This is a genomic window from Eubacterium segne (assembly GCF_014287775.1).
Lineage (GTDB): Bacteria > Bacillota > Clostridia > Lachnospirales > Lachnospiraceae > Eubacterium_G > Eubacterium_G segne.
On record NZ_JACOOZ010000004.1, the window covers coordinates 292,006 to 310,274 of the forward strand.

Sequence of the window (18,269 nt, forward strand, 5' to 3'; positions counted from 1 at the left end):
ATTTTCATTAAATCATATTAGTTTACATAATTTTATTTATATTAACCAGTTACGGTTTACATAATATTCTAGTGTTTTCTGTTCATTTGTTCCATATAAATCAGCAAAACCGAAATATCTGCCGGTGAAACTCCGGAAATTCTTGATGCCTGTCCTATATTAACAGGTCTATAAAACTCCAGCTTTTGTACGGCTTCTATGCGCAGACTTTTTACCTTTTTATAATCAAAATCTTCAGGTATCTTTTTATTTTCCAATTTTTTAAAATTCTTTACCTGCTTCTTTTGTCTCTCAATATAACCATTATATTTAATATTTATGTTAACCTGTTCTATTACATCATAAGGCAATTCTTTTCTATCTTTATCCAACTCTTTTATTAAATCATAATTTAACTCAGGTCTTCTTATTAATTCCCCTAAAGTTGTAGCTGTCTTAAGAGGTGTAGTTCCAAGTTTCTCTAATATCTCCTGATTTTCTCTTGCTGCACCTACCTTATAATTTTCCAAACGTTTAACTTCTTCTTCAATTAACCTTTCTTTCTCACAAACATACTTATATCTTTCCTCAGAAACCAATCCGACTTCATAACCAATCTTTGTAAGTCTCAAATCAGCATTGTCCTGTCTTAACAATAACCTGTATTCTGCTCTAGAAGTCATCATTCTATAAGGTTCATGGCTCTCTTTAGTTACCAAATCATCAATTAAAACTCCAATATACGCCTGAGATCTGTCCAAAATAATTGATTCCTTGTTCTGAACAAAACGTGCAGCATTAATTCCCGCAATAATTCCCTGAGCAGCTGCCTCCTCATATCCCGAACTTCCGTTAAACTGTCCTGCACTAAACAATCCCTTAATATTTTTAAACTCCAAATTAGGTAACAACTGTCCATATTCTATACAATCGTACTCTATTGCATAGGCATTTCTAACTATTTTTGCATTTTCAAGTCCGGGAACTGTATGATACATTGCATATTGAACATCCTCAGGCAGTGATGATGACATTCCACCTAAGTACATTTCATTTGTATACAATCCCTCTGGCTCTATAAATACCTGATGTCTGTTTTTATCTGCAAATTTAACTACCTTATCCTCAATTGATGGACAATATCTTGGGCCGGTACCCTCTATCATTCCTGAAAATAACGGTGAACGGTTAATATTTTCTTTTATAATTTTATGAGTTTCCTCATTAGTGTAAGTAAGCCAACACGAAACCTGTTCCTTTTGTACACTTTCAGGGTCTGTTGAAAATGAAAACGGCACTACCCTTTCATCCCCAAACTGCTCTTCCATTTTTGAAAAATCAACAGTTCTTTTATCCACTCTTGCAGGGGTTCCCGTTTTAAATCTTCTCATTTTAATTTCATTCTTAATCAAAGAATCTGTTAAATGATTAGCTGCCATAAGTCCGTTAGGGCCGGTGTACTGGAACACATCCCCATAAATACACTTAGCTTTCAAATAAACTCCTGTAGCCAAAACTACTGATCTAGCGTAATAAGTTGCACCGGATACAGTCTTTACGCCCTTTATTACACCATCTTCCACTACAATTTCCGCAACTTCACCTTGTCGCACTGTTAAATTGTCAGTATTTTCAAGAGTTTTGCGCATTTCTCTTGTATAATCCTGCTTATCAGCCTGGGCTCTAAGGGAATGAACTGCTGGTCCCTTTGATTTATTAAGCATCTTTGACTGTATAAAAGTCTTGTCAATATTTTTACCCATTTCACCACCTAAAGCATCTAGTTCTCTTACCAGATGTCCTTTAGATGTTCCTCCAATGTTAGGATTGCATGGCATTAAAGCAATACTGTCAACACTTACAGTAAAAACAATAGTATTAAGTCCAAGTCTTGCTGAAGCTAAGGCCGCTTCACATCCTGCATGACCTGCACCAATTATTACAACATCATAATTTTCAACTACATTCGGCATTTTTTTATCTCCAATAATTATTTTCCCATACAAAATTTAGAAAAAATTTCATTTACAAGGTCATCTTCCACACTTTCCCCTATTATTAGTCCCAAGCTTTCGTAAGCATCCATTAAATCAATTGAATAAAAATCCTCCGGCATACCTGCGTCAACTGATTCCTTTACACGACACAAACTATCATATGCATTATCCAGTGCTTCTTTATGTCTTGCATTAGTTATATAAATTTGGTCATTGTATGTTACTTTCCCTGAGTAAAACATCTTTTCAATTTTATCTTCAAGTACATCAATTCCATGACCTTCCTTTGCTGAAAAAAGTATTACATCCCTTTTTGAACTTTCTTTTAAGGCATCTATGTCAATAACCGTGTTAATATCTGACTTATTTATTAATATAATAGCCGGTTTATCTTCAATAATGTTAATAATATCCCTGTCATTATCATCTAACTCTTTAGAACCGTCTGCCACAAAAATAATAAGGTCTGCATCCTTAGCCATATCCTTTGCTTTGTTAACACCTATTTGTTCCACCTTATCATCAGTATTTCTAATTCCTGCAGTATCTATTATCTTAAGACTTATTCCTCCAAGGTTAATATTTTCCTCTAAAGTATCACGGGTAGTTCCCTCAATATCCGTTACAATAGCCCTTTCCTCACCAAGCATTAAATTAAGAAGTGATGATTTTCCTGCATTGGGCTTCCCAAGAATAACAGTTTTAACTCCTTCCTTCATTATTTTTCCATTATCAAAGGACTTAATCATCTTCTTTATTCTTAAAATATTATCATTTAACATTTCATTTATTTCATCCTCATATCCATCTAAACTGATATGCTCCGGATCATCTAATGCTGACTCAATAAAAGCAATGTGATATATTATGCTGCTTCTTAATTCCTTTATTTCCTCAGATATATTTCCCCTTAACTGATTAATTGAACTGTCAAGGGCAAAATTATTCTTTGAATTTATTAAATCCATAACTGCTTCTGCCTGAGACAAATCCAACTTTCCATTTAAAAAAGCTCTCTTTGTGAATTCTCCCGGTTCTGCAGCTTTAGCACCGTTCTTTAATACCAGTTCTAATACCTTTTTAAGTATAAGCATTCCGCCGTGGCAATCAATTTCCACCGTATCTTCCCCGGTATAAGAATGTGGATTTTTTAAAACAATAACTAAAACCTGATCTATAATTTTATCTCCATCAACAATATGTCCATAATGAACCGTATGGGAATCTACATCCTTTAACCTAATATTTTTATGGGATTTAAAAACTCTGTCTGCAACTTCTATTGCCTCATCACCGCTAATTCTTATTATACCTATTCCTGAATTTCCAGCAGATGAAGATATCGCTGCAATAGTCTCTGTTATCTTCATAATACACCTTTTCTAAATTAAACTTTACTAAATTTAAAGTATATCACATATATACAATTTAGTAAAAGAAAAATGCCCTCCACTTTATGTGAAGAGCATTTAAAATTCCATATTATTATTTTTTCAAAACAACAACTACGTGTCTGTAAGGTTCTTCTCCCTCACTTCTTGTTGTACAATATCTGTCATTCTGAAGAGCTGAATGAATGATTCTTCTTTCATATGGATTCATTGGCTCTAAAGCAACCGGTTTTCTTATTCTCTTAACCTTAATTGCAATGTTCTTTGCAAGATTTTCAAGGGTTGCTTTTCTTCTTTCTCTATAATTTTCTGTGTCAAGCTTAACTCTTATAAACTTGTCACTTTCTTTATTTACAACTAAACTTACAAGATACTGTAATGAATCAAGAGTCTGTCCTCTTTTTCCAATAAGGATTCCAACATCATCACCAATAACATTAATGTTTGCAATGTTTTCTTTTTCTTCTTCCCTTATGTCAATGTCAACCTTAACTGTAAGTTCCATTGCCTCGAATACTTTGCCAAGAAATTCTCTGATAATACCTTCTGTAGAAGCATTCTTTCTTGCCTTTATTACAGCAGGTTTACTACCAATTCCTAAAAATCCGTTACTTCCCTTTTCTATAACTTCATATTCTAACTTTTCTGTTGGTACACCAAGGTCTACACATGCTTTTGTGACTGCCTCGTCAACATTTTTTCCATTATATTCTTTAAATTCCATTATTTTTACCTCTATTTTTCATTACGTTTATTATACTCATTAACCATATTCACTTTAGATGCCATAGAATTTGGCTTATTTGCTGCAGCTTCCTTTGCTTTTCTGATTTTTTCTTCTTTCTCAGAAGCACTTATCTTAGAATTACCGGAAATATTCTTTGTATTTGTTTTTGAAGCTTCAAGAACCTTATCTCTGTAAATTCCTTCTTTCTGCTTACGCTTTTCAGCCTTTGCAGCTGCCTTTTCCTTATTTGCCTCAATAATATCATTAACATCTATTTTTTTCATGTGGATATTAATAAATATCTGTTGTAACATCATAATAAGTGAACCTGCCATCCAGTAAAGACCAATACCTGTTGATAAAATCCAGCACATATATATTGACATAAGTGGCATCATAATGTTCATTATCTTCATTGAACTTGCCATTGGATTATCTGCTGAATCCATAGCAGCTCCATTAAGCTTCTGTGAAAGCTGAACACTTAAAAACTGGAATAAACCTGATAAAATAGGAATAATAAGTGCAACAATAATTGAAATCATTCCTGCATTAAACATTCCACTAGGTGACATACTTAAATTTAATCCAAAGAAATTATTAATTCCTTCTATCTTATCTGCTACACCTTTGTCGGCAACCTCTAAGATTTTACTTAATGTAACACCATCTGAAAGTTTAACTCCACTACCTGAACTTGTGTAGCCTGACATTGCATCAATACAACCGTTTATCTTATCCTGAGATAAACCGGATGCTAAACCATCAATTCCGAAAAACTGCTTCATCTGTGTAGCATTTAATCCGTTAAGAACCTGTAAATATAAATCCTTAACCGGCTTAACATATGCCGGAACGTTCATAATAACTCTGTAAAGTGCAAAAAGAATAGGCATCTGTATTAATAACTGTAAACAGCTTCCTGTAGGAGATGTTCCATACTTATCATATACTGCTTTAATTTCTTCCTGCTGTGCCAACTGGGATTGCTGGTCTTTCTTTCCCTGATACTTCTTCTGGATTTTCTGAATTTCAGGTGTCATTACTGAATTAAGCTTTGAAAACTTCTGCTGCTTAATCTGCATTGGAAGCATAAGCATTCTTACAACAATAGTAAATAATATAATACAAAAACCAATATTATAAATTCCCATTGTTGAAAACAAATCATAAATAATTTCAAGTATTTTACCTAAAATCCATGCAAAAGGTTTTAAAATACCACCTGTCTGTGTAGCTAATATTAAATTATCCAATTAATCCTCCTACCTTTTAAGGAACTGGATCGTACCCACCCTTATGTAAAGGATTACATCTGAGTATCCTTTTAATGGCGAGATATGACCCCTTTAATGGTCCATATTTTTGTAAAGCCTCTACTGCATACTGGGAGCATGTGGGAATATACCTGCAATGGCATGTTCTCTTCATGGGAGATAAATATTTTCTGTAAAACTTTATCATTCCTATTAATGTATAATTGATTGCCTTAGATATTAATTTAAAAATCTTCATATTAAATCCTCTAATCAATTAAATTATGCAGTCAAAAGCCTATTTTCAAATTAGTTACAAATTTAATTTCAAATAATCAATTTAAATGTTATTTAAAATCTTCTGAATTTTTCCTAAGTGCATTAGTGCACTTTCGATTTCTTTATAAGATTTGTCCCTGGCAGTATTTCTCACTACCACGACTATGTCCAAACCACTATTGAACATACTGCTATTTAATCTGTAGCTTTCTCTGATTAAGCGGGTCAGGTGATGTCTCACTACACTATTTCCTACTTTTTTACTTACTGAAATACCTAATCTGTTAATGCTTAAATCATTAGATAAAACATACATAACTAAATACTTATTTGCCATTGACTTTCCGTTTGCGTAAACATTTTGAAAATCACTATTTTTTTTTAATGAATCATAATTCTTTTTTAAACTATTCATAATAATTTTCTCCTGTTAAATGGCAAAGAAAAAAGGTCACATTGAATGCGACCTAAGCTGATAATTTCTTTCTTCCCTTTGCTCTTCTGCTGGCAAGAACTTTTCTACCGCCTGCTGTGCTCATTCTTTTTCTAAATCCATGAACTTTTGATCTCTGTCTTTTCTTTGGCTGAAATGTCATCTTCATAATCCGGCACCTCCTTTTCTGTTCTATAGTAAAACATCATTACAATTATAAATGTAAGAATATTCGTAGTCAAGCATTAATTAAACCACATTTCTCCATTAATTTCAACCCTTTTTCACACTTTTACCCAATATCCCCGATTTTTTATAATTCTTTGATTTTATTTAATTTTACATTTGATTTACATAATTTTACCTCTACTTAACATAAGTTATCAACGCGATGTTAATAGAATGTTAATAACTTGCCCATTTTTTTAACTTTTATGCCCATTTTTTCGGATTTTCCATTTTTTAATGTTAATAACTTTTAATTTATTTTGTCGATAACTGTCGATATTATGTAAATCCAAAATAATTTTATGTAAATCGCATTAAATAATCCTCAAATTGTTAATTGTTAAATATGACTATTATATCCTGCTTTTTTTCTTTCTTCCTATTATTTATATCTATTGAAAATGAACCTTTTTTGGTGTATTATATTACTGTATGGGCTTTTGAGCCTTTTTATCATTTTAGGAGGTCTTTATGATAGACATTTTACAACAAAAATGGTCTGAAATATTGGATTTTTTCAAACAGGAGTATGATATACAGGATATTTCTTTCAAAACGTTTATTTTACCACTAAAAGTAAAATCTTTTGAAAACAATGTCGTGACTCTTGTTTTTACCGGAAGAAGCGGAAGCGCAAGTCTTCAATATATTAATAAAAAATATTTCGATTTTCTTCAGATTTCCATTTCCGTGGTTCTTGAAGAAGACATCGAATTACAAATTGTATTGCCGGGAGATGATGAAGAAAAGAAAGTTTCATCTATTCCTGCAGTAAATGATGAGGATTTAGTACTTGAAAAGAGAATACACGAAGCTCACTTAGATTCAAAGTATACTTTTGATTCTTTTGTAGTTGGTAACAATGCAGCCGCTCAGGTTACATCCCTTGCCGTTGCAGATTCTCCGGGAGAAGTATATAATCCCCTTTTTATCTACGGAGGTGTAGGTCTTGGAAAAACCCACCTTCTTCAGTCTATAGGAAACTATATTTTGAAGCAGGATAAAAAAGCAAAGGTTTTGTACACAGATACTGAATCCTTTACCAACGAAGTTATTGATTTACTTCGTGCTAAACAGACAAGTCAGGAAGAAATTATTGAATTCAGAAATAAATATCGTAACGTTGATGTTTTGCTTATAGATGATATTCAGTTTATTTCAAAAAAAGACAGAACCCAGGAAGAGATATTTAACATTTTTAACAATCTCTTTTTAAAGCATAAACAGATAGTTATAACATCAGATAGAAGACCTGAAGAAATAGAAGATATTGCTGACAGACTAAAAAGCCGTTTCCAGCAGGGACTTACAGTAGATATGCAAAGTCCTGACTATGAAACCCGTATGGCAATTCTTAGAAAGCATGCTGAATCAAAGGGATATATTCTTACAGATGACAAGGATGATACTTTCAGTGTTAATTTCTTAAAGGCACTTGATTACATTGCCACACACTTTGTATCAAATGTCCGTGAACTTGAAGGTTCCCTTAATAATGTTATAGCTTTTTCTAAGATTAACAATGATTCTGAAATAACTGCGGAATTTGCAGCTGAAACATTAAAGGTTGAAAATAAAGAAAACAAAATAACATGTGATTACATTATAAATATTGTAGCAGAGCATTTCCAGATTTCTCCTGCGGACATTTGTTCTAAGAAGAAAAGCAAGGAAATTGCATATCCACGTCAGGTATGTATGTATCTGTGCAGAGTTTATACTGATGAGAAATTATCAACTATAGCTGCAGCCCTTAAAAAGAATAATCACGCTACCGTTAGTTTTGGATACGAAAAGATTAAGAACGAAATTGAGGAAGATGATAACGTTAGAAACATGATTGATGTTCTTAAAAAGAAAATTAACCCAAATTAATGTTAATAACTTTGTTAATAACTCGCGTTTTTACGTTAATAACAGTGATTATAGCATGTTAATAACGTGATAATAACTTTTTACGGATGATAATTACTTAACATTTAAACCATGGGTTATTGTTAATATCTTGTTAATTATTTTCATGTTATTAACATGTTATTATTTTGTTTTTCCCTTTATTATAAAGGAACTTCTAAAGTTTTTAACATATTAACACAGCTTATTATTATTATTAAAATATTATTTATATATTTATAGCTAAATTTTCTAAATGAAGGAGAGTACTTATGAAGTTAGTTTGTAAAAAATCAGATTTGATATCAGGTATTAATATTGTAATGAAAGCCGTATCATCTAAAACAACCATGTCTATATTAGAATGTATTTTGATTGATGCTACTGAAGGTGAAATTAAAATGACAGCCAACGATATGGAGCTTGGTATTGAAACAAAGGTATTAGGAGAAATTATTGAAGCAGGAAGTATTGCTATTGATGCAAAGATTTTTTCAGAAATTGTAAGAAAGCTTCCTGATAATGATGTATTAATAGAAGTAAATGATGAAACAAAGGCTAATATAACCTGTGAAAATGCTAAATTTAATATTCTTGTAAAGTCTGCAGAGGATTTTTCTTATCTCCCTGTTATTGAAAAGAATAACAAAATCACAATTTCACAGTTTTCTCTTAAAGAAGTAATCAGACAAACAAGTTTTGCTATAAATGATGCTGAAAAAAATAAACTCCTTACAGGTGAGTTATTTGAAGTTCATGGAAATAAATTAAAAGTTGTAGCTCTTGATAAATTCCGTATTGCCATTAGAAATATTGAGTTAAAAGAAGAGTACGGTGATTTTAAGGTTTTAGTTCCGGGAAAATCATTAAATGAAATTAGTAAAATATTAAACGGTGGAGTTGATGATGATGTTAATATCTACTTTACAAATAACCATATTTTGTTTGAGTTTGATGATACAATTGTAGTTTCAAGATTAATAGAGGCAACTAATTATTTTGACACTGATAAAATGATTAGTAACGATTATAAAACAAAGATCACCATAAATAAAAAAGAAATGGCTGACTGTATTGACAGAGCCACACTTCTTATAAAAGAAGGTGACAAGAAACCGGTATTTTTGACAATTAAAGATACTGAAATGGAATTATCCATTAATACATTTATAGGTTCTATGGATGAAAGTATTCCTATATCTAAAGAAGGTTCAGATATAATGATTAGTTTCAATCCTAAATTCCTTATAGATATATTGAAGGTTTTAGACCAGGAACAGGTAAGCATTTTCTTTACTAATCCTAAAGCACCATGCTTTATCAGAGATGAGGAAAACAGCTACATTTATATCGTGCTTCCTGTTGTACAGTAGCGGAAAGGAAGATTAAAATGGAAATAACCATTAAGGATGAATATATAAAATTAGGACAGGCTCTTAAACTTGCAGGTCTTGTAGGTTCAGGAGTTGATGCAAAGTTTGTAATTCAGGATGGACAGGTTAAGGTTAATGGAGAGGTGGATACCAGAAGAGGAAAGAAGCTTTACTCCGGTGACAATTTTGAATTTGAAGGAACATTGGTTACAGTAAAATAATGATAGTTACAAAATTAGAACTAAGTAATTTTAGAAATTATAAATTATTAGAGCTGGATTTAGATAAGCAGACAAATATTTTATATGGTAACAATGCTCAGGGAAAGACGAATATACTAGAAGCTATATATATGTGTAGCACAACAAAATCTCATAGAAGCAACAAGGATTTTGAGTTAATTAATTTTGACAGTGATGAAGGTCACATAAAACTTCACATTAACAAAAATGGAAGAGAACAGCGGATAGATATTCATTTAAGAAAAAATAAGTCAAAGGGAATTGCCATAAATGGTATTCCCATAAAAAAGGCAAGTGAGCTATTTGGCGTTTTTAATGTAATTATTTTTTCACCTGAAGATTTAAATATCATAAAAAATGGTCCTTCTGAAAGAAGAAAGTTTATAGATATGGAGCTTTGTCAGTTAGACAAGATATATGTGTATAATCTTGTAAATTACAACAAAGTTTTAAGCCAGAGAAATCAACTTCTTAAAGATTTATATTTCAAACCGGAACTAAAGCAGACCTTAGATGTCTGGGATATGCAGTTAGCAAAATATGGTGGTGAAATTATAAAAAGAAGAGAAGAATTTATAAAAGAAATAAGTAATATTCTTATACCTATTCACAATGAACTGACGGATAATCAGGAAGATATAGAAATTATATATGAGAAAAATTGTGAAACAGATGATTTATATGAGAAAATAGTGACAAATAGAGAAAAAGACATAAAGTATAAAAACACTTCCGTTGGCCCACACAGAGACGATGTTTTGTTTTTTAACAGGGGAAAAAATATTAGAACTTACGGAAGTCAGGGACAAAAAAGAACAATAGCCCTATCACTTAAATTAGCGGAGATAGAGTTAGTAAAATCATTGATAAATGATACACCTGTGTTGCTTTTAGATGATGTTTTATCAGAATTAGATTCAAAAAGACAAAATCATCTTCTTAAAAGCCTTGATAATATTCAGACTATTATTACATGCACGGGACTTGATGAATTTATAGAGAACAGATTCAAAATTAATAAGGTTTTTCAGGTTACGGAAGGTACCGTATCTGAAAAAATGGTTTAAAAAAATAGTTAAACGGAAAGGAGTTACTAATGGGTAACAACACAAACGTTGAAAATGAATATGGAGCTGATCAGATTCAGGTTTTAGAGGGACTTGAGGCAGTTAGAAAAAGACCTGGTATGTATATCGGTTCAACATCTTCAAGAGGATTACATCACTTAGTTTATGAAATAGTGGATAATGCTGTAGATGAAGCTTTGGCAGGTTACTGTGATACTATTGATGTCCAGATTAATAAGGATAATTCAATTACAGTAAGAGATGATGGTAGAGGAATACCTACGGATATTAACACAAAGACAGGTAAACCGGCTGTTGAAGTTGTATTTACTGTTTTACATGCCGGAGGTAAGTTTGGTGGAGGAGGATACAAGGTATCCGGTGGTCTTCACGGAGTAGGTGCGTCAGTTGTAAATGCATTATCAAAATGGCTTGAAGTTAAGGTTTGCAGAAATGGTAAAGTTCATTATCAGCGTTATGAATATGGTAAGGTAGTTGAACCATTAAAAATCATAGGAGATTGTGACGAAAATTTTACAGGAACAGAAGTAACATTCCTTCCTGATGATTCAATATTTGAGGAAACACTATATGATTATAAAACTCTTGAAATAAGACTTAGGGAAACGGCTTTCCTTACTAAAAATTTAAGAATTGTTTTAAGAGATATAAGAGAAGAAGGTGAAATAGAGAAAACTTTCCATTATGAAGGTGGAATAAAGGAATTTGTAACATACCTAAACAAAGGAAAAACACCTTTATATGATGATGTTATTTATTGTGAAGGAACGGTAAATAATGTTTATGTTGAAGTTGCAATGCAGCATAATGATGCATATACAGAAAATTCTTTAAGTTTTGTAAACAATATTAATACACCTGAAGGTGGTACACAGGTTGAAGGATTTAAGAGAGCAATTACAAAAACATTTAACAACTATGCAAAACAGAATAAGATTTTAAAAGAAAATGAAGAAAATCTTTCAGGTGATGACTTTAGAGAAGGTCTTACAGCTATTATTAGTGTAAAAATTGAAGACCCGCAGTTTGAAGGTCAGACAAAACAGAAACTTGGAAACAGTGAGGCAAGAGCTGCAGTTGAAGGTGTAATGAGTGAACAGTTAACTTATTATCTTGAACAGAATCCAACTATTGCAAAAATGATATGCGAAAAGGCTGTTTTGGCAAAGAGAGCAAGAGATGCTGCAAGAAAAGCAAGAGAAGCAACAAGAAAAACTGCATTATCAGTGGCTGCTCTTCCGGGAAAACTTGCAGACTGTTCAGATAAGAATCCTGAAAACTGTGAAATATTCATAGTGGAGGGAGATTCAGCCGGCGGCTCAGCTAAAAAGGCAAGAACAAGAGCAACTCAGGCTATACTTCCACTTAGAGGTAAGATTCTTAATGTGGAAAAAGCCCGCATTGATAAGATTATGGACAATGCAGAAATCAGAACAATGATTACAGCTTTTGGTACAGGAATACAGGAAGATTTTGACATAACAAAACTTAGATACAACAAGATTATTATTATGACTGATGCCGATGTAGATGGTGCTCACATTGATACACTTATGCTTACATTCTTCTACAGATTCATGCCTGAGTTAATTAAGGACGGCCATGTATACCTTGCAATGCCACCACTTTATCAGGTTACAAGAAATAAGAAGAATTACTATGCGTACAGTGATGAAGAGTTAAATAAAATACTTACTGAAATCGGTCGTGATAATCAGAATAAAATTCAGCGTTACAAAGGTTTAGGAGAAATGGATGCAAGCCAGTTATGGGAAACAACAATGGATCCTAATACCAGAATTTTAAAGCAGGTAAAAATAGACGAAGAAAAATTATCAGAAATGGATCAGACATTTACAACTCTTATGGGTGATGATGTAGAGCCAAGAAGAGAATTTATTGAGGCAAATGCTAAATTTGTTAAAAACTTAGATATATAGGAGGAAAATATAAGTGGACGATAAGATATTTGACAAAATTCATGAAGTAGACTTAAAAGAAACTATGGAAACCTCTTATATAGATTATGCCATGAGCGTAATTGCATCAAGAGCATTACCTGATGTAAGAGACGGTTTAAAGCCGGTTCAGCGTAGAGTGCTTTACTCAATGGTTGAACTTAATAACGGACCGGATAAGCCACACAGAAAATGTGCCCGTATTGTTGGTGATACCATGGGTAAATTCCATCCACATGGTGACAGTTCTATTTACGGTGCCTTAGTTAATATGGCTCAGGAATGGAATACAAGATATCCTTTAGTTGACGGTCACGGAAACTTTGGTTCAGAAGATGGCGACGGTGCTGCCGCAATGCGTTACACTGAAGCACGTCTTAGCAAAATATCTATGGAAATGGTTGCAGACATTAACAAGGATACTGTGGAATTTACGCCAAACTTTGATGAAACAGAAAAAGAACCATCAGTTCTTCCATCAAGATATCCTAATCTTTTAGTAAACGGAACCAGCGGTATTGCCGTAGGTATGGCTACAAACATACCACCACATAACTTAACAGAAACAATAAATGCAATTGTAAAAATAATTGACAATAAAGTACAGGAAAACAGAGACACAACCATAGAAGAAATTATGGAAATTATTAAGGGGCCTGATTTTCCTACAGGTGCTACAATCTTAGGTAGAAAAGATATTGAGCAGGCTTACAGAACAGGCCGTGGAAAAATAAAAACACGTGCAGTTTCTGAGATTGAAACTATGGACAATGGAAAAAGCAGAATAATTGTAACTGAACTTCCATACATGGTTAATAAAGCAAAATTAGTAGAAAAAATTGCAAGTCTTGTAAAAGAAAAGAAAGTTGATGGAATAACAGATTTAAGAGATGAGTCCGACCAGGACGGTACACGTGTTGTAATTGAAGTTAGACGTGATGCCAATGCCAATGTTATTTTAAATCAGCTTTATAAACATACACAGTTACAGGATTCTTTTGGTGTAATTATGTTAGCGCTAGTTAATGGAGAGCCAAAAGTATTAAATCTTCTTCAAATGTTAGACGAATATTTAAAGCATCAGAAGGATGTTGTAACAAGAAGAACAAAGTTTGAATTAAACAAGGCAGAAGAAAGAGCACACATTATTAAAGGTTTATTAATTGCCCTTGATAATATTGATGAAGTAATAAAAATAATCAGAGGTTCAAGGACAACTGCTGATGCTAAAAATAACTTAATTGAAAGATTTGGTCTTTCAGATGCACAGTCACAGGCTATTGTGGATATGAGACTTCGCCAGTTGACAGGTTTGGCAAGAGAAGACCTTGAAGCAGAATATGCTGAATTAATGGCAAAGATTGATTATTTAAAATCTATTCTTGCAGATGAAAACAAGCTTCTTACAGTAATAAAAGAAGAAATGGAAATTGTAAGAGATAAATTTGGTGATGAAAGAAGAACAAAAATAGGAATTAATGTGGGAGATTTATCTGACGAAGACTTAATTCCGGAAGAAGATACAGTAGTAGCCATGACTAACTTAGGTTATATAAAGAGAATGACTGTAGATAACTTTAAGTCACAGAACCGTGGTGGAAAAGGTATAAAGGGAATGCAGACTATAGACAATGATTTTATGAAAGATATGTTTATGGTTTCAACCCATGATTATATATTATTCCTTACCAATACAGGACGTATTTATAAGCTTAAATGCTACGAAATACCTGAAGCAGGAAGAACTGCAAGAGGAATGGCAATTGTCAATCTTTTACAGCTACAGCCTGGAGAAAAAATATCAGCTATGGTTCAGATGCGTGAATTTGAAGAGGACAAGTACCTTATAATGGCAACAAAAAATGGTATTGTTAAAAAGACACCTGTAAGCGCATATACCAATATTAGAAAGAGCGGAATTCAGGCAATTACACTAAGAGAAGATGATGAGTTAATAGATGTGATGATATCTGATAATTCTGACAATATTATGTTAATAACTAAGAATGGTCAGGGAATAAAATTCCGTGAAACAGATGTCCGTGAAACAGGACGTTCTGCAATGGGTGTAAGAGGCATAGAATTAAATTTAGGCGATGAAGTTATATCTATGCAGCTTGAATCACAGGGCGAATGTATATTAATTGTATCTGCAAACGGAATGGGTAAACGTACACCGTTTAGTGATTTTAAACTTCAAAACCGTGGCGGAAAAGGTGTAAAATGCTATAAGATTACCGAAAAAACCGGTGAGGTAATAGGTGCAAAAGCAGTAAATAACGGAAATGAAATTATGATGATTACCAATGAAGGTATTATCATAAGAATGTTTGTTGACGATATTTCCATACTTGGAAGGGTTACATTAGGAGTAAAACTTATGAATACGGGAAATGACAATGATATTGTTGTAGCAAGCATTACAAAGGTAAAAGAAAGTGTAACTGAAGCTGACGCACAGGCAGCAATGCTCGAAGAATCAGAAGAAAGTGAACAGACAGAAGAAGATTCTGAAAATTATTAAAAAAAGGCGGCTGAAATAAGTCGCCTTTAATGCGTTAAAAAGAGAGGAATATATATGAGAATTATAAATACTGATGAAATAATCAATAATATAAAAGAAATGTGTATAGAAGCAAATCATTATCTTGCACCGGATATGTTAAATGTATTAAATAATGCACGAAAAAATGAAAAATCTCCTCTTGGAAGTCAGATTTTAGAACAATTAGATGAAAATTTGAAAATAGCTGCAGAGGATATGATACCTATATGTCAGGATACGGGAATGGCTGTGGTTTTTATGGAAATAGGACAGGATGTACATATAGAAGGTGAAAATTTAGAAGATGCCATAAATGAAGGTGTAAGACGTGGCTATGTAGATGGGTATTTAAGAAAATCAGTAGTAAGCGACCCTATAATAAGAGAAAATACTAAAGATAATACACCGGCAGTAATACATTACAGCATTGTTCCCGGAGAAAATATAAAAATAACATTGGCACCAAAGGGATTTGGAAGTGAAAACATGAGCCGTGTGTTTATGTTAAAACCTGCTGATGGAATAGAAGGTGTAAAGGATGCTGTAATTACAGCTGTAAAGGATGCAGGACCGAACGCCTGCCCTCCTATGGTTGTAGGTGTAGGAATAGGTGGAACATTTGAAAAATGTGCTATTTTAGCCAAAAAAGCATTAGCACGTCCTGCAGATTTATCTTCCCACATACCATATGTAAAGGATATGGAGGAAGAATTGTTAGAAAAAATAAATAAATTAGGAATAGGACCGGGAGGATTAGGTGGTACCCAGACAGCTTTGGCAGTTAATGTGGAAACCTATCCTACCCATATTGCAGGTCTTCCTGTAGCAGTAAATATATGTTGTCATGTAAACAGACATGTATCAAGAACATTATAACAAAAGCACAATATATAGAATAATGTAATTACACATTATAATAGGAAGAAACTAATAACAAATCACAATATATAGATATAAGGAGATAATATGGATAAGAAAATACAGGCTCCAATAAGCAATGAAGATGCAAATTCATTAAGAGCAGGAGATTATGTTTATATAACAGGAACAATATACACTGCAAGAGATGCTGCCCATAAAAGGATGTATGAGGCATTAGAAAAAAATCAGCAATTACCAATAGAAATGGCTAACAATATAATATACTATATGGGGCCATCCCCTGCCAGGGAAGGCAGACCAATAGGTTCAGCAGGACCGACTACTGCCAGCAGAATGGATAAATATGCTCCAAAACTGTTAGATTTAGGATTAAAGGGAATGATAGGAAAAGGAAAAAGATCTCAGGCAGTCAGAGACGCCATAGTAAGAAATGGAAGTGTATATTTTGCTGCTATAGGAGGAGCCGGAGCAATATTATCAAAATGCATAAAGAAAAGTGAAGTAATAGCATATGATGATTTAGGAACAGAAGCTATTAGAAAATTATATGTAGAAGATTTTCCTGTAATAGTTGTAATTGACAGCGAAGGAAACAACTTATATGAAACAGCTATAGAAAAATATAAGGAATAAAACATATCTAAGAGGTAATAATATAATGAAAATGAATAGAATAGCTTATCTTTTTACAAGGAGATTCTATAAAGTTCCATGGTTATTTCACGAAATAGGAAAAGCAGGAAATGAAAATAAATATACAATAGAAGAAAGATATAATATAGTAAGAAACGTGTGTAAAAAGGTAAACAGATATGCCCACGTGGAAATTGAGTGTTCAGGACTTGAAAATATTCCTAATGAAAATGGTTATATACTTACGCCAAATCATCAGGGATTGTTTGATGTGCTGTTAATTTGTGACACTCATAAAAATCCTACGTCATTTGTAATACGAAATGATTTAGCAAATGTTCCATTACTTAAACAAACAATAAAGGCATTAGATGCAAAAGCAATAGATAGAGGTGACCCAAGACAGGGAATGCAAATTATAAAAGAAATGACAGAGGGAATTAAGCAGGGGCGTAATTATATAATATTTCCTGAAGGTACCAGAAGTAAAAATGGAAACGTACCGGGAAACTTTAAAGGGGGATCATTTAAAAGTGCGTACAAAGCAAAAGCACCAATAGTTCCGGTGGCATTAATAGATTCTTTTAAACCATTTGATATAAAGGATACTAAAACAGTTAAAGTTCAGATACACTATTTAAAGCCTTTATATTATGAAGATTATAAAGATATGAAAACAACGGAGATAGCAGAGCTTGTTAAATCAATGATAGTTAAGACAATAGAAGAAAAGCTATCATAATGAAAAAATGTATTTGACAAATAAAACTTACTATATTATAATAACTAATGCACTGTAAAAGTGTAATTGAATATGTATTATATTCAGGCATGGAGAAGTACTCAAGTGGCTGAAGAGGCGCCCCTGCTAAGGGTGTAGGTCGTTTGCGCGGCGCGAGGGTTCAAATCCCTCCTTCTCCGTTAACAAATATAACTCCACTATTGGTTAAGTGGAGTTATATTTATCTCTAAAATATGCAATTTTGCAAAATCAAAAAAAATTTAAAAAACTGTTGACAAACAATAATGCATATGTTAGTATATACGAGTTGTCGCTAAGAAACGACAAACGAACAACAAAGTTTTTAAAAAAAGTTAAAAAAGTTGTTGACAAACAATAAAGTATATGGTAATATATACAAGCTGTCACTGAGATGTGACACAAGCGACAAAGTTTTTTAAAAAAAGCTAAAAAAGTTGTTGACAAAGCCAAATAACTATGATATAGTAATATGGCTGTCGCGATAGCGACAAACAAAAGGAACATTGATAATTGAACAGCAACCATCCCTGAAAATTCAAATAAATATTTTCAGAGCGAACATTGTTAATTCGAGTAATCGAAGCTAACGATTTCCAAAACAA

General features: G+C 32.7%; 16 protein-coding genes and 1 tRNA gene. 10 read left to right on the forward strand and 7 right to left on the reverse strand.

Annotated features, from left to right (window positions below; translation table 11 throughout):
• Positions 1 to 68: 68 nt before the first annotated feature.
• The 7 genes from mnmG to rpmH form a co-directional block, all read right to left on the reverse strand.
• On the reverse strand, positions 69 to 1,952 hold the full coding sequence (mnmG, locus tag H8S00_RS07760; RefSeq protein WP_186840361.1) for a tRNA uridine-5-carboxymethylaminomethyl(34) synthesis enzyme MnmG: 1,884 nt from the start codon (positions 1,950 to 1,952) through the stop codon (positions 69 to 71).
• 17 nt (positions 1,953 to 1,969) lie between these two features.
• Positions 1,970 to 3,346 carry a tRNA uridine-5-carboxymethylaminomethyl(34) synthesis GTPase MnmE gene (gene mnmE / locus H8S00_RS07765; RefSeq protein WP_118590172.1) on the reverse strand — a complete coding sequence of 459 codons (1,377 nt, stop codon included), beginning with the start codon at positions 3,344 to 3,346 and terminating at the stop codon, positions 1,970 to 1,972.
• A gap of 115 nt (positions 3,347 to 3,461) precedes the next feature.
• Positions 3,462 to 4,091 (reverse strand): RNA-binding cell elongation regulator Jag/EloR, encoded by a 630-nt coding sequence (jag, locus tag H8S00_RS07770; RefSeq protein WP_118590170.1) that lies wholly within the window; start codon positions 4,089 to 4,091, stop codon positions 3,462 to 3,464.
• A gap of 11 nt (positions 4,092 to 4,102) precedes the next feature.
• Positions 4,103 to 5,350 carry a YidC/Oxa1 family membrane protein insertase gene (locus tag H8S00_RS07775; protein WP_118590168.1) on the reverse strand — a complete coding sequence of 416 codons (1,248 nt, stop codon included), beginning with the start codon at positions 5,348 to 5,350 and terminating at the stop codon, positions 4,103 to 4,105.
• A gap of 16 nt (positions 5,351 to 5,366) precedes the next feature.
• Complete coding sequence (gene yidD / locus H8S00_RS07780; RefSeq protein ID WP_021953612.1) at positions 5,367 to 5,609, reverse strand: membrane protein insertion efficiency factor YidD; 243 nt, start codon at positions 5,607 to 5,609, stop codon at positions 5,367 to 5,369.
• A gap of 81 nt (positions 5,610 to 5,690) precedes the next feature.
• The gene (gene rnpA / locus H8S00_RS07785; protein ID WP_021953613.1) at positions 5,691 to 6,044 is read right to left on the reverse strand and encodes a ribonuclease P protein component; all 354 of its coding nucleotides are present in this window, start codon (positions 6,042 to 6,044) and stop codon (positions 5,691 to 5,693) included.
• Positions 6,045 to 6,096: 52 nt separating this feature from the next.
• A complete protein-coding gene (gene rpmH / locus H8S00_RS07790; RefSeq protein WP_021953614.1) occupies positions 6,097 to 6,231 on the reverse strand; it encodes a 50S ribosomal protein L34 in 135 nt (44 codons plus the stop codon).
• 530 nt (positions 6,232 to 6,761) lie between these two features.
• Here rpmH and dnaA point away from each other — a divergent pair.
• The 10 genes from dnaA to H8S00_RS07840 all read left to right on the forward strand — a co-directional run bounded on the left by dnaA (position 6,762) and on the right by H8S00_RS07840 (position 17,825).
• Entirely contained in the window at positions 6,762 to 8,165 is a 1,404-nt protein-coding gene (dnaA, locus tag H8S00_RS07795; protein ID WP_118590166.1) for a chromosomal replication initiator protein DnaA, read from the forward strand.
• A 290-nt stretch (positions 8,166 to 8,455) separates the two neighbouring features.
• A complete protein-coding gene (dnaN, locus tag H8S00_RS07800; RefSeq protein ID WP_118590164.1) occupies positions 8,456 to 9,556 on the forward strand; it encodes a DNA polymerase III subunit beta in 1,101 nt (366 codons plus the stop codon).
• A 17-nt stretch (positions 9,557 to 9,573) separates the two neighbouring features.
• Positions 9,574 to 9,777 (forward strand): RNA-binding S4 domain-containing protein, encoded by a 204-nt coding sequence (locus H8S00_RS07805; protein ID WP_021953617.1) that lies wholly within the window; start codon positions 9,574 to 9,576, stop codon positions 9,775 to 9,777.
• Positions 9,777 to 10,865 (forward strand): DNA replication/repair protein RecF, encoded by a 1,089-nt coding sequence (recF, locus tag H8S00_RS07810; RefSeq protein WP_118590162.1) that lies wholly within the window; start codon positions 9,777 to 9,779, stop codon positions 10,863 to 10,865. The genes H8S00_RS07805 and recF overlap by 1 nt, the downstream gene beginning before the upstream one ends.
• A 29-nt stretch (positions 10,866 to 10,894) precedes the next feature.
• On the forward strand, positions 10,895 to 12,826 hold the full coding sequence (gyrB, locus tag H8S00_RS07815) for a DNA topoisomerase (ATP-hydrolyzing) subunit B (RefSeq protein WP_118590160.1): 1,932 nt from the start codon (positions 10,895 to 10,897) through the stop codon (positions 12,824 to 12,826).
• Positions 12,827 to 12,839: 13 nt separating this feature from the next.
• The gene (gene gyrA, locus H8S00_RS07820) at positions 12,840 to 15,368 is read left to right on the forward strand and encodes a DNA gyrase subunit A (RefSeq protein WP_118590158.1); all 2,529 of its coding nucleotides are present in this window, start codon (positions 12,840 to 12,842) and stop codon (positions 15,366 to 15,368) included.
• A 54-nt stretch (positions 15,369 to 15,422) separates the two neighbouring features.
• Positions 15,423 to 16,265 carry a fumarate hydratase gene (locus tag H8S00_RS07825; RefSeq protein ID WP_118590156.1) on the forward strand — a complete coding sequence of 281 codons (843 nt, stop codon included), beginning with the start codon at positions 15,423 to 15,425 and terminating at the stop codon, positions 16,263 to 16,265.
• A 90-nt stretch (positions 16,266 to 16,355) separates the two neighbouring features.
• Complete coding sequence (locus tag H8S00_RS07830) at positions 16,356 to 16,904, forward strand: Fe-S-containing hydro-lyase (protein WP_021953622.1); 549 nt, start codon at positions 16,356 to 16,358, stop codon at positions 16,902 to 16,904.
• Positions 16,905 to 16,929: 25 nt separating this feature from the next.
• Entirely contained in the window at positions 16,930 to 17,646 is a 717-nt protein-coding gene (locus H8S00_RS07835; protein WP_021953623.1) for a lysophospholipid acyltransferase family protein, read from the forward strand.
• A gap of 91 nt (positions 17,647 to 17,737) precedes the next feature.
• Positions 17,738 to 17,825: transfer RNA gene (locus H8S00_RS07840), tRNA-Ser, on the forward strand.
• The last annotated feature ends 444 nt before the right edge of the window (positions 17,826 to 18,269 follow it).

Coding starts and splice junctions, on each gene's coding strand:
- mnmG (WP_186840361.1), bottom strand. CDS start 1,952: ATGCCGAATGTAGTTGAAAATTATGATGTTGTAATAATTGGTGCAGGT.
- mnmE (WP_118590172.1), bottom strand. CDS start 3,346: ATGAAGATAACAGAGACTATTGCAGCGATATCTTCATCTGCTGGAAAT.
- jag (WP_118590170.1), bottom strand. CDS start 4,091: ATGGAATTTAAAGAATATAATGGAAAAAATGTTGACGAGGCAGTCACA.
- yidD (WP_021953612.1), bottom strand. CDS start 5,609: ATGAAGATTTTTAAATTAATATCTAAGGCAATCAATTATACATTAATA.
- rnpA (WP_021953613.1), bottom strand. CDS start 6,044: ATGAATAGTTTAAAAAAGAATTATGATTCATTAAAAAAAAATAGTGAT.
- rpmH (WP_021953614.1), bottom strand. CDS start 6,231: ATGAAGATGACATTTCAGCCAAAGAAAAGACAGAGATCAAAAGTTCAT.
- dnaA (WP_118590166.1), top strand. CDS start 6,762: ATGATAGACATTTTACAACAAAAATGGTCTGAAATATTGGATTTTTTC.
- dnaN (WP_118590164.1), top strand. CDS start 8,456: ATGAAGTTAGTTTGTAAAAAATCAGATTTGATATCAGGTATTAATATT.
- H8S00_RS07805 (WP_021953617.1), top strand. CDS start 9,574: ATGGAAATAACCATTAAGGATGAATATATAAAATTAGGACAGGCTCTT.
- recF (WP_118590162.1), top strand. CDS start 9,777: ATGATAGTTACAAAATTAGAACTAAGTAATTTTAGAAATTATAAATTA.
- gyrB (WP_118590160.1), top strand. CDS start 10,895: ATGGGTAACAACACAAACGTTGAAAATGAATATGGAGCTGATCAGATT.
- H8S00_RS07825 (WP_118590156.1), top strand. CDS start 15,423: ATGAGAATTATAAATACTGATGAAATAATCAATAATATAAAAGAAATG.
- H8S00_RS07830 (WP_021953622.1), top strand. CDS start 16,356: ATGGATAAGAAAATACAGGCTCCAATAAGCAATGAAGATGCAAATTCA.
- H8S00_RS07835 (WP_021953623.1), top strand. CDS start 16,930: ATGAAAATGAATAGAATAGCTTATCTTTTTACAAGGAGATTCTATAAA.